We start from the raw sequence: 15702 nt of genomic DNA, 5'->3' as shown, positions 1-15702 counted from the left end.
AGTATGCCCATATTTAATAACCAAGAAATTGCCTTAAACTATGCCACTTTTGGCGATAAAAGCAACCCTGCTCTACTATTATCCAACTCCTTAGGTACCAGCTATCATATGTGGCAGCCGCAAATCGATGCCTTACAAAACGATTATTTTATTATCTGCTACGACACCCGTGGCCATGGTAAGTCTTCTGCACCAAAAGGTCCTTATAGTTTGGAGCAGCTTGGACAAGATGTGATTGATTTTCTTGATCATTTAAACATTGATAAAGCATTTTTTTGTGGCATCTCTATGGGCGGCATGACTGGTCAATGGTTAGCTATCAATCATCCTGAGCGCTTTCACCACTTGATGCTATGCAATACCGCCGCAAAGATTGGTAATGAAGCGGCTTGGGTAGATCGCGCGCAATTGGTACGTGAGCAAGGACTAAAACCTATCGCCGCTACCGCTGCCTCGCGTTGGTTCACAGCGGGTTTTATCGATAATTATCCTGATGTCGTTAAAGCATTATCTGATGCTCTCGTAGCTGGCAGTAGCGAGGGTTATGCCAGCTGCTGTGAGGCATTATCTGTCGCTGATACTCGCGAGCAGTTAAAGAACATCCGCGTGCCTGTCACAGTGCTTGCAGGTTCTGAAGATCCAGTGACAACGGTTGCCGATGGTCAATATATGGTCGATCATATCCCTAACGCTACGCTCGCTACTATCGATGCCTCGCATATCTCAAATATTGAGCAACCTGAAGTATTTAATCAACTTGTGCGACAGTATTTGAAACATTAACGGTGCTATAACCTTTGTCCAACTACACTCACTGCCATTTGCAATGTTGGCGGTGTTTGTATGACGGCTATTCTTTACATTTAGATTGCTCATATATCTTTTAGATATATGAGCAATCTTTTTTTACCTATCTTTTAATAGATATTAGCTATTAATAAACACATATTTTTCTCATCAAAAAGAAATATAACGGATATCCGTAGCCTGATTGGTTATTAAGGCGTTTGCTTAAAGAAAACATCTTTTTCATTTTTCACTTCTTTTATCAAAGCTATCTATACATTCTTACACTCCCATCTCTTAATAAAAAATCCATACCTTCTAGGTATAAACTAATACTTAGATAGTTTTTGACTTGATCATTAGAAAACAATAACTTGTTAGACACTTATAAGGATATTACCCATGGAGAAATACGAATGGAATCACCAACCTTAAACATCAATAAAGTTATTGATGAAGCCAAATTTGCTCCTTTTCATTGGAAGGTACTGTTTTGGTGTCTACTGATCATTATCTTTGATGGTTATGATCTTATTATTTATGGCGTGGCTCTACCGTTACTCATGGAGGAGTGGTCATTGACCGCGGTACAAGCAGGCTTTCTGGCCAGCGCCGCACTCTTTGGCATGATGTTTGGCGCCATGATTTTTGGAACACTCTCAGACAAGATTGGACGCAAAAAAACCATTATGATTTGCGTTGGCTTGTTCAGTAGCTTTACTTTTCTTGGTGCTTTTGCTGGTGGTCCAATACAGTTCGCCACTTTGCGCTTTATTGCAGGCCTAGGTATCGGTGGTGTTATGCCTATCTGCGTGGCTTTAACCTCCGAATATGCACCAAAACGTATTCGCAGTACTTTAGTTGCTATAATGTTTAGTGGTTATGCCATTGGTGGCATGGTATCGGCATTATTAGGCTCGTTTTTGGTAGTAGATTTTGGCTGGGAGATTATGTTTTATATCGCTGGCATTCCAATGCTACTTTTACCAATTATTTGGAAAATGTTGCCTGAATCTTTGATGTATTTGGTAAAAGAGAAGCGAGATAAAGAAGCCAAAATTATTGTTAAAAAATTGGCACCGCAGGAAACGATTACAACTTCTACCAGTTTGCTATTGGACGAGCCGACCAAAGGCGATGATGCGCCAATTAAAGCCTTATTTCTGAAAAACCGTGGTTTCACTACTATCATGTTTTGGCTCGCTTTCTTTATGTGCTTACTGATGGTGTATGCCCTTGCTAGTTGGTTGCCAAAACTAATGATTCAGGCAGGTTACTCACTAGGTGCAAGCATGCTGTTCTTATTTGCACTCAATATTGGTGGCATGGTGGGAGCTATCGGCGGCGGCATACTGGCTGATAAATTTCATCTTAAACCTGTCTTAGCCATCATGTTTGCCCTAGGCGCTGCGGCGTTGATACTGCTTGGCTATAACAGCCCTCAGCTAGTACTATATACTCTGATCGCGATTGCAGGCGCTACGACTATCGGCTCACAGATACTACTCTACACCTTTGTCGCACAGTATTATCCGACGAGTGTACGGACAACAGCTATGGGCTGGGCATCAGGTATTGGTCGTATTGGTGCTATCGTAGGTCCTATCTTAACTGGAGCCCTACTCACCCTTGAGCTAAGCCATCAAACAAACTTCTTGTTTATCGCGATACCAGGATTAATTGCAGCCACTGCTATTTTCCTTGTGAATTTAAGCGCAGCAGTGGATGGCAAAACAAGCAAGGTACAACCAGTAACTTTAGATACGCCTATAGCAACCTAAATTTGACTAAACTCTATTTTTATTCAAGTATTTTTATATTACACCGATATAATTTTTAGCGTACTCACGATGTGGGTACGTCTTTTTGACAATTTGAATAAAAGCTTAGCTCTTTAACTTTAAACCTTATGTGAGAGATATTATGTATAGTCAAAATATCCTAAAAACGCTACGGTATTGCTGATATCAATTTTTTGTAGCCTCTGTCTGCGCAGGCACAGCAAGCAAGAAAAATTGATATCAGCAGTGTGTGATGTATCGATATTACTTTTCACTGACTATAAGATGAATTTATAGCTTAAATTCATCTTAGATTCACCATACTTATTGAATATATGAGGTTTTCAAGAAACTGGTAACCTTTTTTATTGACCAAAAATTGGTTTAATAAAACCGATTCTAAACACTGATTCTAGCTTTCGCTAAATTTATACTATTACTCATCAGAGTTCTACGTCAAATAATTAATAGCCCGCTCAATGTGATGACATGTCTGGGCAAAATTTGTTACCATGACTTTTTAAATGCTACGATTTAGGTAATTTCAGATTTAGGCAATTTCACTTAGGTAATACAGACATGGCCAAAAACGCCCTACAAGAACAACTCTTAAAAGCTGGATTGGTGGATAGCAAAAAAGCCAAAAAAATCAGCAAACAGTCGCAGCATGCCAAGCGCACAGGTGACGCATCAAACCTTGAAGCCAAAAAAGCCTTGGCAGAAGCCCAAGCCAAAAAAATAGAAAAAGACCAAAAGCTCAATCAGGAAAAACAGCAACTTTTAGAAGAAAAAATGCTAAGAGCCAACGTTATTCAGATGATTAAGCAACACCAAATTACAGAGACACAAGGCGATGTCACCTATCAGTTTGTTGACGACGCTAAAATTAAAAAGATTTATATTACCCAAAAGCTCTATGACCAGATAGTAGCAGGTCATGTGGTGATTGCGCGCTTAGAAGACGATTACGCCCTGCTCCCGCGCCCCTTGGCTGACCGCATCAACTCCAAGCTAGAAGGCTTTATGGTGGTATCGAATGACAAATCAGAGGTTGAGCTGGCAGAAGATGACCCTTACGCCGCTTATGTCATTCCAGATGATTTAATGTGGTAGGTAGTAGTTATTCATCATATTGCTGATGGCTAAGCATTAACCAAAATCCCCTGTATAGAATATCTATAACAGGGGGTTTTTATTAGCGAAATAGAAAATCACTCTATGCACAGAAAAGTCTAGCGATTTAAATTATAATGATTCAAATGATAGGGCGCTAAAATCAGCAATTAAGATGGTAGCAAAACGTGCTTACTCTTGTGATAAGCAGACAAACCATCAATACCCAACTCGCGACCAATGCCACTTTGTTTAAACCCGCCCCAACCCGCTTCAGGCAGTACGATTTGCTGCTCATTAACCCAAATATGACCAGCTTGAATTTGTAGCGCCATCTCTAATGCTGCAGTATCATCAGCACTAACGATGGTTGCTGCCAAGGCATATTTGCTATCATTGGCAAGTTCAATCGCCTGTGCATCATCTGCAAAGGTAGTACTGACCAATACCGGTCCAAATACTTCTTCTATCCATAACTGGCTGCTCACTGGCACATCTGTATAAACGGTCGGCGTTGCAAAATATCCTTGGCGGTCCAGTATCTCGCCACCTGTTAGGCAATTAAGATTTTCAGCAGTAGCGATATCGATATATTTTTTGACTTGCGCAAGTTGCTGCGCACTGACCAATGGACCCATTTGCGTGTCAGCAGCAAAACCATCGCCAATTTTCAAAGTTTCTGTTTTTGTTTTCAGTGTTTCAAATAACAACTGGGCAATGTCTTGATGGACGAGCAGCCTTGAGGTCGCTGAACAAATCTGACCGGCATTGGTAAATATACCGCCCATGATTAAATCACAGGCATAATCAATATTAGCATCTGCGCACACCACGATGGCGGACTTACCACCAAGCTCTAGACTGATATCCTTGATACCTTTTGCTGCTTGGCTCATTACCTTTTCGCCGACGATATTACTACCGGTAAAAGAAACTTTGTCAATGAGTGGGTGACTGGTCATCGCTGCGCCTACTTCAGCCGCACCCGGTAGGATATTGACCACCCCTTTTGGCAGCTCAATAGCGGACAATATGTTGCCCAGCATCAATTCTGGTAATAGTGTTACCTCTGACGGTTTTAACAGTACGGTGCAACCTGCCGCGAGCGCTGGTGCTAATTTCCAAGCAGTAGTGACCATCGGGAAGTTCCAAGGCACGATAAGTGCGCAAATACCAACGGGTGCATAGGTTTTTAATAAGCGTATACCTGTCTCGTTTGTGGTGACCTCAGGCCAAGTCGTCTGCGCATTGATAAGATTGGCATAATAGCGATAACAGGCAATGGCGTCACTAACGTCTATTTTCGCCTCTACAATCGGCTTTCCGTTATTCAATACAGACAGCCCAACCAGCTTATCAAACTGCTGCTCCATCGTATCTGCAATAGCCTGTAAATAACGCGCCCGCTCATTGACGCTGGTTTGCGACCAAGACGGATAAGTACGAGCCGCCGCATTAACTGCGCTTTCTACCTGTGCGCTATTACACAAACGAGTTATTGCAATGACCTCGCCTGAGCTTGGGTCATATAAAGCATGCTCATCTACTGAATCAGATGCTTCAATAGTGACCCAATCCCCATCGATATAGGCGGCATTTAACCTAACTTCATTTTGCATCGTTTGTATGGCGATATCTCTTGTGAAAGACGTAGAATTATTCATTTCCATAATTTTCGCTGACCTTTTAATCTCTTTGTTAGTAATGTCATTTTTATTAGATGGTGCTTATTGATAAGCTCATTTATTATTTATATTGCCAATTAAACAGTCGATTTCACCTTATCAAGGTAAAACCGACTGAGGGTGTAGTATCGTTGTATATCACAATCAATAGCCGTTAGCGTCATATAGCAGCAGGTTTTAATACAGTAGATGCGCCACCGACGTAATGACCACCAAGCTAATCAGCGTACGTAAGATAAAAATCAAAAACAGCTCTAACACGTTAAGCTTGATGTTTGATTTCAAAATCAGCGCGCCCACCTCAGACATATAGATAATCTGAGTAATAGAAGCAGCACCAACGATAAAGCGCGTCATTTCACTCTCGATACTTTTACCGACCAACGCAGGCAGATACATATCGGCAAAGCCCATAATCATCGCTGGAGCCGCCTCTGCCGCCTCTGGAATCTGCAATAATTCAAGCAATGGCACGAGCGGCGCCGACAGCCAATTAAATACCGGCGTGTATTCTGCTAAACCAAGACCAATGGTACCGATAGCAAAAATTACAGGAATAAGGCCAAGGTAGATATCAAACAAATTCTTTAAGCTATGTTTGAATACGTTACCCAAACTTGGCATAGAATGCGCGCGCGTAACGGCACGATTGACCGCCCATTGGTAGGTAGAGTACTCAGCAGGGATACCTTCATCCAGCATGCTTTTGCCCGAATGATAAGTATCAGGTTTTAGCGATAGCGGCGGTATACGCGGCATAATAATAGCGGCAATAAAGCCAGTTAAAGCGATGGTTAGATAAAAGAAAACAAAGTTATTATCGACGCCGATGGTTTTGGCAACGACATAGGTAAAGGCAATGGACGTTACCGAAAAGGTGGTGGCAATAATCGCCGCCTCACGCAGACTATAATAGCTTTTATTGTACTCTTGCATGGTGACCAGCAAGCCAATGGAAGCGGCACCAAACCAAGAAGACATCGCATCGACCGCAGAGCGACCGGGTAACTTAAACAATTTAACAAATACTTTGCTGGATAAAGTACCCAAGAATTCCATCAAACCAAAATCCGTCAGAAACGGTAAAGATAAAATGGCAAAAAAGAACAAAGGAATCAAAATAGGAATCAGGTCTTCAAAAATCACGCCGCCGGTATTACGGTTAATAATAAACTCAGGGCCAACTTGTAGGTAAATCATCCATGCAAACAGGGCGCCCAAAAAGCGCGCGCCAAGCCAAAACCAGTCCACATCAAAAAGCTTTGCCCACATAGAGCCTTCATGCAAATTGGGTCTTAATACCTTAACTGCCAGCGCCCCAATAAAGGAGGTCGTCACAATTGCCAATACCGCGTAAACAACATAACCTCCCAGCACTGCTTGCAGAGTATCGGTTAATACGCCTAGTAAAATGGTGATTTTGCCATCCCACTGAAAAGGTATGATAAATAACGCCATACCTAGTGCTGAAAATAGTAAAAACTTCCACATGGATGCTTGCCACTGCGCTCCTTGCGGCGTTTCTAGATCGACAGGGTCATTTCCCAAAATCGGCTGCTGCGACTTATCGATATAATTCGTCATTTAATCCTCCTTGATAGGCGACGATCGCCAAATTTCTTCCTTTCGCTGTCTGACCTATCCCTAGTTTTAGCGAATTGAGCAAATAGTTGAATGCCGTTTTATTAGTTATTTTTCGTGTAAATGATGCTTGAATCAGCTAAAACAGGCAAAGGTCTTGCCCATTTCAAGAAGAAATTCGTCGGCCTCATCAACCTCATAAATAATCGGTTGCTTGCCTTTGATGTCCTTTTGTAATGCGTCTAGCAGCTGCTGCTTATCCGTGATTCGACGATAACCTGCGCCAAATCCTGCGGCTAATGGCTCAAAGTTCGGGGTTTTAATATTGACCCCAATCAGTGGCAGGCCACCCTCTTCCATATAGCGGCGAATCTCACCATAACCTTGGTTGTTCCATAACAGCACAATCAATGGCAGCTCAAGCTCGGCGGCGCAGATGAGTTCTGCGATGGTAAACTGAATGCCGCCATCGCCAATCAGGCTAATAACTGGCGCTTTTGAGCCAATCATGGCACCAATCGCGGCAGGCAAACCATAACCCAAAGTGCCAAAACCAGTCGATGAGTTAAACCATCGACGCGTGGCTAAAGCCTCGAAACCAAGGTTGCCACTATAAACAGGCTGGGTTGAATCGCCAACGAAAATGACGTCTTTTACTTCATCTCGAATCAGCTGTAGCAGTGCGTTTTGACCAGCAAAATCTGGCGTCATTTCTTCTATCAACGCTTGCTTTACCTTTGCTACTAGCGGTGCTGCTTGATGATTCAGCGGTTGATTCTCTAAGCGCGTACATAAACCGCTGATAGCCATTTGCGCATCTGACAATAGCGCAATATCTGCTCTAAACGGACGCTGTAATTGCTGAGCATCGCAGTCGATACGAATCAGCGTGCCATTGATTTGGAACCCACCGTTAAAGAAAACATCATAATCAGTCTCGCCAAGCTCAGTACCAATCGCCAATACCAAATCAGCTTCGCTAATCACGGCGCGACCGGCGTCCAATGACTGATTGCTACCCAAACTCAGCGGATGAGCAGGTGGCAACAAACCTTTGGCATTAATGGTCAAAAACGTCGGTGCATCGATAAGTTCTGCCAATTTTTGTGCGTCATGATTAACATCAACGCAGCCGCCGCCGTAAAGTAAGACTGGATTTTTTGCGCTTTTAAGCTGCTCAACAATCAAATCTAATTGCGCAGGATGAGGTAGCGGTTTGTTTGCTTGTAATTGCGCCAAAATATTATTAGTAGATTGGCTGTTTAGAGAAGCATCTAGCTTATTTAGCTTAGGCGGCTTGGCGACATGACTGGCATCGGCGGTAATCACATCAATGGGCAGCTGGATATGCACCGGCCCTGGACGCGCGCCATTAAATAACGCAAAAGCTTCAGCAATGACTTTGGGTAATGACTCAGGCTGCCAAATCGTTTTACTCATAAGCGCCACTTTACTGACCATACCTTGCTGATCGTGCAATTCATGCAAGTGCCCTTCACCGCTGCCGGTATGCTGCACTTTATTGACACTAGATATCACCAGCATCGGGATAGAATCTGCCAATGCTTGCGCCATCGCCGTCATGATGTTGGTCATGCCGGGACCGGTGATAATAAAGCACACTCCGACTTTACCAGAAGCGCGGTAATAACCATCGGCCATAAAGCCTGCACCTTGCTCATGACGCGGTGTCACGTGGCGAATATCGGTATTGGGCAGGCCACGATATAGCTCGACCGTATGTACGCCCGGAATACCAAATACCGTCTCCACCCCGTAATATTCTAGCCACTGTACGAGTAGCTCACCACAAGTTAGAGATGGGGCAGTTGGCGCGGAATTTGGCAATGAAGAAGGCGTTTGTAGAGAATGCGTCATGAGTTAATCATCCTAAAAAAATTCAATAGCAATTAAATAAGTCGTTCAGTATCAAATCCAAGCTAAACCCAAACTGACCTTTAATTCCTTATAAAGGACGGTTTGGGTTTATAAATTATTTTCAATAAATGGCTTTAACCTTATCGTCATAGCGCACGCCCGGTAGGATACATAGCATCTCAAATAGCAGGTTCGCGGCTAGTACCGAGGTGTTACCAAACGGGTCATACGGCGGTGACACTTCTACTAAATCGCCACCGACCACATCAAGTCCACGCATACCGCGAATGATTTCGATACCTTGCGTTGACGTCAAGCCACCGATTTCAGCGGTTCCCGTACCCGGTGCAAATGCCGGATCGATGCCATCAATATCAAAACTTAAATAAACAGGGCCAGCGCCTAATTTTTCGCGCACTTCTGCCATCAAAGGTGTCAGTGATTTATACCAACATTCTTCAGCAGGCACTACGCGAAAACCTTGCTCGGTTGACCAATCAAACTCTTCAGCGCTATAACCCGTACCACGTAAGCCAATCTGCACTACGCGATTGCCATCGATGAGGTTTTCTTCGACAGCACGGCGGAACGGGGTGCCATGGGCGATTTTTTCACCAAACATCTCATCATTGATATCGGCATGCGCATCGATATGTACCATACCAACAGGGCCATGTTTTTTGGCGAGCGCACGCAAAATAGGCAGTGCAATGGTATGGTCACCGCCTAACGTTAAAGGAATAGCGCCATGACTGACGATTTTATCGGTATAGAATTTTTCGATAATATCGACGCTTTTTAGCAGGTTAAAGGTATTGATAGGCACGTCGCCAATGTCAGCGACTTGTAAGGATTCAAAAGGCGCGGCGCGAGTGGCGACGTTATAAGGGCGAATCATGCGTGATTCATCGCGAATCTGTCTCGGACCCAATCTTGCACCGCTACGGTTTGAGGCGCCAATATCTAAAGGCACCCCAACGAATGCTACATCTAGCCCTTCAGCATCGGCTTGGGTTGGCAGGCGCATCATAGAAGCGAAGCCGCCAAATCTTGGCATATCGTTGCCGCTTAATGGTTGATTAAATTTCATCACTTACATCCTTGTATCGATTGGTCAAAACACACAATTTGTCTATATTACTTTTTGTCTATGTCACTTTTTGTCTATGCCACTTTTTCTATAGCTCTGACAATACCTAAATATCAGAGGCGAGACCATGGTAAAATTTAGAAGTAAACTTCTGATTTTTCTTAGTAACTTTGATTTATTCGTTATTTATAGAAGTTTTATAAAAAAATCGGTTAAGACAATAGATACGGGGACATGACTTTCGATGCTAGATGAATTAATAAAAATTGATATCAAAACCTTACGTAGCTTTATGGCCATCGTGGAGTGTCAAGGTGTGACCGCCGCGCAGTCACGCTTAAATGTCACGCCGTCTGTCATCAGCGGTCATTTAACCCATTTAGAAGATCGTTTGGGTATGACGCTTTGTCATCGTGGGCGCGCGGGTTTTAAGCTCACCGAGGACGGTGCAGCGGTTTACGAGGCTTGCTTAAGTTTTACCGAAGCGGTGGCCAGCTTTCAGCATCAACTGCATTATATTCGGCAATTAGATTCGGTACGCGGCGGTCATATTCGACTGTGTCTTATCGATCAAATGCCAACGGTTTTTTATGATGCGTTACGTCAGTGCTTGGCAGCAAGCTATCGTAATAATCCATTGATACATTTTTCTATCGATGTGCAAAGCCCTGAGAGTATGCTTGATAAGCTTTTAAGTAATGAAAGTGATATTGGCGTGGGCTATTTTGGCAGCTTCCCACCCTTATTGACCTTTCAGCCAGCATTTATCGAAAAGCAAGTCGTCTGCTGTGGACGCGAGCATCGGCTATTTTATGAGGCAGACGGTTTAACCTTTGAGGATTTGGAACAAAATTATCCTTGGATAAAACGAGGCTATATTACTGATTTGAGTATCAATCATGTCCGCCCAAAAACGTTAAGCGCCACCACTTACCATATGGAGGCGACCGCGCAGTTGATTTTGGCAGGTCATCATGTCGGCTACTTGCCCAATGACTTGGCAAAGCGTTATGAAGAGATGGGGATGATGAAAATACTGTTGCCCAATGAGGCAAGTTACGAGGTCAAGCATCATTGGGCTTATCGAGAAAACTTACATAAGCACGTCGCTGATTTTCTACAGCAAATGATGGGGCTTTTATAGAATCACGAGCTTTGTATAGACAATAACGATAAATAACAACGGCAAACAGCTACCCCGCTTTTGGTAGCTCTTCGCGTTTTAAGCCTATGGTTCTAAGCTTACCTTTATCATCGACTTCTTTGATAACCAGTGACCATTCATCATTAATCGCCACCGTGTCACCCGATACTGGCGCCATATCCAAGCTGTCTTTGACATATTCAGCAACCGTTTGCTCCCACATGCTTTTTTCGTGGTCTTCTGGTTTAGATTTTAGCTTATCGACCAAAGACTCAGAGGTCATGACACCAGTAAAAAATGGCAAATCGCCCAGTTTGACGCTCGGTGATAATAGCCAGTCGCCATAAAAGTCATCGATGGCTTTACGGTCTAAGGTTGTATCATTAAAAATCTTAGCTATCTGACTGGCATGATTGCCGCGCATGGCATACCAGACACTATCACCGAATTTGAGCTTGGTATTTTCATCGACAATGACAATCTGCTGCCCGCGTACCAAAGCAAACACACTAATCTCATCAGGGTTGACGCGGTTAGAGATGCCCATCGGATGGCGACCGATTGCAAACGCCCCTGACTTTACTTGGAACTGATATAACGTAATACTCGCTTTGTCCGATACCCAAACCTCATGCTTTTCTTCAGGGTCTTTATTATTGGGGATACGTACTTTAAATAAATCGGCCATAAAGGGAATGGTCGTACCTTGCAAAATTAAAGATAAAACCACCACGCCAAAGGCAATATCAAACAGCATAAAGGCGCCATCAATACCCGCCATCACCGGTAAAATCGCAAGGGTAATAGGCACTGCACCGCGCAAACCAACCCAAGAAATAAAGCCGATTTCTCTGTCTTTAAATTTAAAAGGTTTGACGCTACTATAAACGGCAATAGGACGAGCAATCAAAATCATAAAGGCGGCAATGGCGACCGAGTAATACCAAACATTGAGCACGTTTGATGGTGTGACCAATAGACCCAGCACCACAAACAAGACCGCTTGTGATAACCAAGCAAAGCTATCCATCACGCGCATGACATGCTCGGTTGAACGTACTTTATGGTTGCCTATCAGCACCCCAGTGAGATAAACGGCTAAAAACCCGCTACCGCCGATTAAATTGGTCGCTGCAAATACCGCCAAGCCAGCCGATAATATTAAGATGGCATACATGCCTTCTGCTAGATGGACCTTTGGCAATAACCTTGACAATAAATAGCCAAACAGCAAACCCATACCAAGGCCAAAGCTAAGCTGTTGTAACAGCAAGCCTAAAAATCCAAATGCTGTCTGTCCGGCAGGGTCAACATTTAAAGCAATCAATCCTGTCACCAATAAAATAGCTAACGGGTCATTGGCACCGGATTCTAGCTCTAACGTCGCTTGGACGCGGTCGTTAAGCTTAACCCCGCCATTACGCAGCAATGAAAATACCGCTGCCGCATCGGTTGAACCAACAATAGCCGCCATCAATAATCCAAAGCGCCAATCGACATCGAGTAGCCACGTGACAAACACACCCAGTATCATGACCGTCGCCAGTACGCCCCACGTAGCAAGCGTGATGGCTGGTCTTAGCCCGACTCGGAAAGATTTAAAAGAGGTGCGCAGTCCACCATCTAACAAAATACAAGCCAACGCCGCTTGCCCGACAAAGTTCGCAAGACCGTATTGAGAAAACTCAATACCTAACAGGCCTTCTTCACCCGCCAGCATCCCAACGACTAAAAACAATAGCAAAAGAGGAACGCCCAAACGCGCCGATAACGTACTTGCCATGATACTGGCAAAAATTAAAACTGCTCCTACGAGATACAGGATATTTAAGGTATCCATCTTTTTTTAAGCCCTATTTTATCAGTGATAACGAGTGGAATGATTGCGATAGTATTGATCTAAGTACTAACCTTGATATTGATATTGATATTGATATCGACCTTATTTTGCGGCGGATAGCATCGTGTTTGATATTCCAGACAAAATAATAAAACCGTCCTTAAGAATAACATCGTTGACCAAAGCTAGAGAACCTATATTCATAGCAATCGTCTTAAAATCATTTATTAATCGTTTCATTTGCTTTATCAGCTTCTAAAACATCAGTTTATAAAAAGCCACTTTTACTCTATTGTTCAAATAGTAGAAAATACTGCCGTTTTTTAACCACCATTAAGCTTGAATGTATTGCCATGCAATCACTAGGATAGCCGCTGCCACTGTCCAAGCGACCACGCCCAATAAAAGCGCCTTATATAAGCTGACATAACTGATGCTAAAAAACACCACCAAGGTATAAATAAGGTGCGGAATGACACCCAACATACTAAAAATCAACGCTACCTTTAAGTCAGCAGGGCTACGCTCAGTGCCGACAATAAAATGGCTAATCAAGGTAAATGTGGGAAACAGCGGTGCCAAGGCTGCCAAATAAAAGAAGCGCGTCTGGGCAAAAAGTTGAATCAGTAATACCATCAAAGCGCCAATAAGCATTTTTAGCCAAATCATGATGGCCCATCTCCTATCATGTGTTAATCGCATAATTTAGCATGATAACGAATACTCCACGCAAAATGGTCGATAATAAATCATTAGCGCTGTAGAACCTTAGCCACACGCATCATTAATGTTATAAAAATTGCCATGCTACAACATAAAAAATCCCTATTTAGCATGACGCCAAATAGGGATTTTTTTATAAGCTTTTTTAATGTATGGTTTTAATAAATAAAGTGATTAAAAAGTATTAATCTATTTTAATTTAAAACCTTTTATATTACTTAGGCTATTTAGGTTTAAGGGCGGCGCTGATATCAGCCAATAATGGTGGAATATCATGCTTATCTGCAATCACTTCTAACATCACCAGCTTATCTTTGGTGGCAGCCGCTTTTTTCAACGCCGCTTTTAATTCGCCAGCGGTTTCCACTTTCATAATTAAGCTATTTTCTTCCGTCGCCCCAAAAGCTTTTGGCATCATTTGCCAATCGCACTTAGGAATGTCATTATAGCGCTGATTTTCACCATGAATCGCTCGCTCAACGGTATAGCCATCGTTATTAATCAGGACAATAACCGGATTGATGCGCTCTTTAATCATTACCGCGATTTCTTGAATGGTTAATAAAGCCGAGCCATCACCAATCAATAAGATACTACGCTTATGCGGTGAGGCAATAGCGCCACCCAAACTCGCTGGCAAGGTATAGCCGATTGAGCCCCACATTGGTTGCCCATAAGACGTCACGCCTTCTGGCAGACGCACATCACTGATGCCAAAGTACGCCGTACCTTGGTCAGAGAACACGAGGTTTTTATCATCGAGAGAGTCAGCGATGATGTGCCATAAGTCATCTTGGCGAATCGGCTCATCATCCTTGCCGTTTTGCTCATGCGGCTTCATCTCTTTACAGAATTGCTTGGGCACAATCTCAATACCCGAGGTCATGACTTCATGCAGGGTTTGCAGGGCATCTTTTAGTGCAATCGGCGCAAAGTTTCGACCGCTGATAGACGCACGCTCATAATGCAAATCAACCACGACTTTTTCATCGATATCTTGGCTAAAACCTGCAGTAGTAGTATCGGTATATTGCACGCCGATTTTAATTAAGCATTCGCAATTTTCTACTGCGTCTTTAACCACAGGACGTGATGCCACGCCTGCATAAGTACCCGCCCAACGCTCACTGTTTTCATCAAGCAGGGTTTTACCCCATGACAGCGTGGTATAAGGAATGTCGGTATCAGCGATTAAGGCTTTTAGCTGATTTTGTAACCCCAAACGATGCACCATCAAATCTGCCATCAAAGTGGTGGTTTTGTTAGGTAAAAATTCTATTAATGCTTGTTTAAAATCGGCCAATGCTGCTTGGCTAGTAATATCTTCTTGGCTGTCATCAAGCTTGGTCGTTGGTGGATAAATCGGTATTTTCGCCACATCTGGTGATAATAATAAATAGCCGGGGCGATGCTTTTTAAGAATCAAGCGAATGACGCGATCAATCTCAGAGGCCGCGTTATCAGGCGTGATATGCGCGCGCGCGACGGTGACGGGTTCAACCATTTTGATAAAATGATTAAATACGCCATCACCCAATGTGTGGTGAATCCGGCGTTTTGAATCTTGTAACGCCGTGCTTGGAGCACCGACCACATGCAGTACCGGTGCATACTCGGCAAAAGAGCCTGCCGTGGCATTAATCGCCGACAGCTCGCCCACGCCAAAGGTCGTCACCATAGCGGCAAAGCCACGCTCGCGTGCGTAGCCATCAGCAGCATAACCAGCATTTAGCTCATTGGTGTTACCAACCCAGCGCAATTTATCAGAAGCAATCACGTTATCCAAAAACGTTAAATTAAAATCACCGGGCACGCCAAATATTTCTGTCGCACCCGCTTCAGCGATACGATCAAATAAGTAATCAGCGATTGTATATTGTTGACTCATTTTTTATCCTTATGACTTATCATTATAAGTATTGATAATGGTGTATATGATGGTTGTTCACTATAAACCGCATCCCAGCTTATTTATTCAATGCAAAGCTTTTGGAATGTAGAATACAACTATCTGTTATAACATACGATGAGGGGCGGATGACATAGCTAATGTGCTAACTTTTACTTTTTTTCGTGATAGG

At 43.3% G+C, this 15702-nt stretch carries 11 protein-coding genes; 4 read left to right on the top strand and 7 right to left on the bottom strand.

The features are described from left to right. Positions 1-3 precede the first annotated feature (3 nt). From pcaD to ACP7AA_RS03360, 3 genes are all read left to right on the top strand, one after another. Positions 4-783, top strand: a complete 780-nt coding sequence (gene pcaD, locus ACP7AA_RS03370) for a 3-oxoadipate enol-lactonase (RefSeq protein ID WP_426222658.1) — start codon at positions 4-6, stop codon at positions 781-783. 419 nt (positions 784-1202) lie between these two features. Further along, positions 1203-2567 carry an MFS transporter gene (locus tag ACP7AA_RS03365; protein ID WP_426222657.1) on the top strand — a complete coding sequence of 455 codons (1365 nt, stop codon included), beginning with the start codon at positions 1203-1205 and terminating at the stop codon, positions 2565-2567. Between the two features lie 579 nt (positions 2568-3146). Continuing rightward, a complete protein-coding gene (locus ACP7AA_RS03360; RefSeq protein WP_271134661.1) occupies positions 3147-3680 on the top strand; it encodes a DUF2058 domain-containing protein in 534 nt (177 codons plus the stop codon). Between the two features lie 170 nt (positions 3681-3850). Here ACP7AA_RS03360 and ACP7AA_RS03355 read toward each other — a convergent pair whose 3' ends face one another. The 4 genes from ACP7AA_RS03355 to speB form a co-directional block, all read right to left on the bottom strand. Continuing rightward, the gene (locus tag ACP7AA_RS03355) at positions 3851-5350 is read right to left on the bottom strand and encodes an aldehyde dehydrogenase family protein (protein ID WP_426222656.1); all 1500 of its coding nucleotides are present in this window, start codon (positions 5348-5350) and stop codon (positions 3851-3853) included. A 192-nt stretch (positions 5351-5542) separates the two neighbouring features. Further along, entirely contained in the window at positions 5543-6949 is a 1407-nt protein-coding gene (locus ACP7AA_RS03350; RefSeq protein ID WP_201624530.1) for a YjiH family protein, read from the bottom strand. 132 nt (positions 6950-7081) lie between these two features. Further along, positions 7082-8824, bottom strand: coding sequence for a 5-guanidino-2-oxopentanoate decarboxylase (locus ACP7AA_RS03345; RefSeq protein ID WP_426222655.1), 1743 nt, complete (start codon positions 8822-8824; stop codon positions 7082-7084). A 121-nt stretch (positions 8825-8945) separates the two neighbouring features. After that, complete coding sequence (gene speB / locus ACP7AA_RS03340; protein WP_011513879.1) at positions 8946-9914, bottom strand: agmatinase; 969 nt, start codon at positions 9912-9914, stop codon at positions 8946-8948. Positions 9915-10158: 244 nt separating this feature from the next. Here speB and ACP7AA_RS03335 point away from each other — a divergent pair, with 244 nt between their 5' ends. Next, positions 10159-11058 carry a LysR family transcriptional regulator gene (locus ACP7AA_RS03335; RefSeq protein ID WP_426222654.1) on the top strand — a complete coding sequence of 300 codons (900 nt, stop codon included), beginning with the start codon at positions 10159-10161 and terminating at the stop codon, positions 11056-11058. A 49-nt stretch (positions 11059-11107) separates the two neighbouring features. Here ACP7AA_RS03335 and ACP7AA_RS03330 read toward each other — a convergent pair whose 3' ends face one another. The 3 genes from ACP7AA_RS03330 to ACP7AA_RS03320 form a co-directional block, all read right to left on the bottom strand. Continuing rightward, positions 11108-12898, bottom strand: coding sequence for a potassium/proton antiporter (locus ACP7AA_RS03330; protein WP_426222653.1), 1791 nt, complete (start codon positions 12896-12898; stop codon positions 11108-11110). A gap of 333 nt (positions 12899-13231) precedes the next feature. Then, the gene (locus tag ACP7AA_RS03325; protein ID WP_201565299.1) at positions 13232-13567 is read right to left on the bottom strand and encodes a GlpM family protein; all 336 of its coding nucleotides are present in this window, start codon (positions 13565-13567) and stop codon (positions 13232-13234) included. Positions 13568-13844: 277 nt separating this feature from the next. Further along, the gene (locus ACP7AA_RS03320) at positions 13845-15509 is read right to left on the bottom strand and encodes an alpha-keto acid decarboxylase family protein (protein ID WP_426222652.1); all 1665 of its coding nucleotides are present in this window, start codon (positions 15507-15509) and stop codon (positions 13845-13847) included. Between the last annotated feature and the right edge of the window lie 193 nt (positions 15510-15702).

It is taken from the genome of Psychrobacter sp. DWR1-2-3 (assembly GCF_049896465.1).
In the GTDB taxonomy this organism is placed as follows: Bacteria; Pseudomonadota; Gammaproteobacteria; order Pseudomonadales; family Moraxellaceae; genus Psychrobacter; species Psychrobacter maritimus.
The sequence above is the reverse complement of the archived record's forward strand: the minus strand, read 5'-3'. Positions and strand labels throughout refer to the sequence as shown.

What these genes read in the sequence shown, in the direction of transcription:
- pcaD (WP_426222658.1), top strand. Translation starts at nt 4, where the DNA reads ATGCCCATATTTAATAACCAAGAAATTGCCTTAAACTATGCCACTTTT.
- ACP7AA_RS03365 (WP_426222657.1), top strand. Translation starts at nt 1,203, where the DNA reads ATGGAATCACCAACCTTAAACATCAATAAAGTTATTGATGAAGCCAAA.
- ACP7AA_RS03360 (WP_271134661.1), top strand. Translation starts at nt 3,147, where the DNA reads ATGGCCAAAAACGCCCTACAAGAACAACTCTTAAAAGCTGGATTGGTG.
- ACP7AA_RS03355 (WP_426222656.1), bottom strand. Translation starts at nt 5,350, where the DNA reads ATGGAAATGAATAATTCTACGTCTTTCACAAGAGATATCGCCATACAA.
- ACP7AA_RS03350 (WP_201624530.1), bottom strand. Translation starts at nt 6,949, where the DNA reads ATGACGAATTATATCGATAAGTCGCAGCAGCCGATTTTGGGAAATGAC.
- ACP7AA_RS03345 (WP_426222655.1), bottom strand. Translation starts at nt 8,824, where the DNA reads ATGACGCATTCTCTACAAACGCCTTCTTCATTGCCAAATTCCGCGCCA.
- speB (WP_011513879.1), bottom strand. Translation starts at nt 9,914, where the DNA reads ATGAAATTTAATCAACCATTAAGCGGCAACGATATGCCAAGATTTGGC.
- ACP7AA_RS03335 (WP_426222654.1), top strand. Translation starts at nt 10,159, where the DNA reads ATGCTAGATGAATTAATAAAAATTGATATCAAAACCTTACGTAGCTTT.
- ACP7AA_RS03330 (WP_426222653.1), bottom strand. Translation starts at nt 12,898, where the DNA reads ATGGATACCTTAAATATCCTGTATCTCGTAGGAGCAGTTTTAATTTTT.
- ACP7AA_RS03325 (WP_201565299.1), bottom strand. Translation starts at nt 13,567, where the DNA reads ATGATTTGGCTAAAAATGCTTATTGGCGCTTTGATGGTATTACTGATT.
- ACP7AA_RS03320 (WP_426222652.1), bottom strand. Translation starts at nt 15,509, where the DNA reads ATGAGTCAACAATATACAATCGCTGATTACTTATTTGATCGTATCGCT.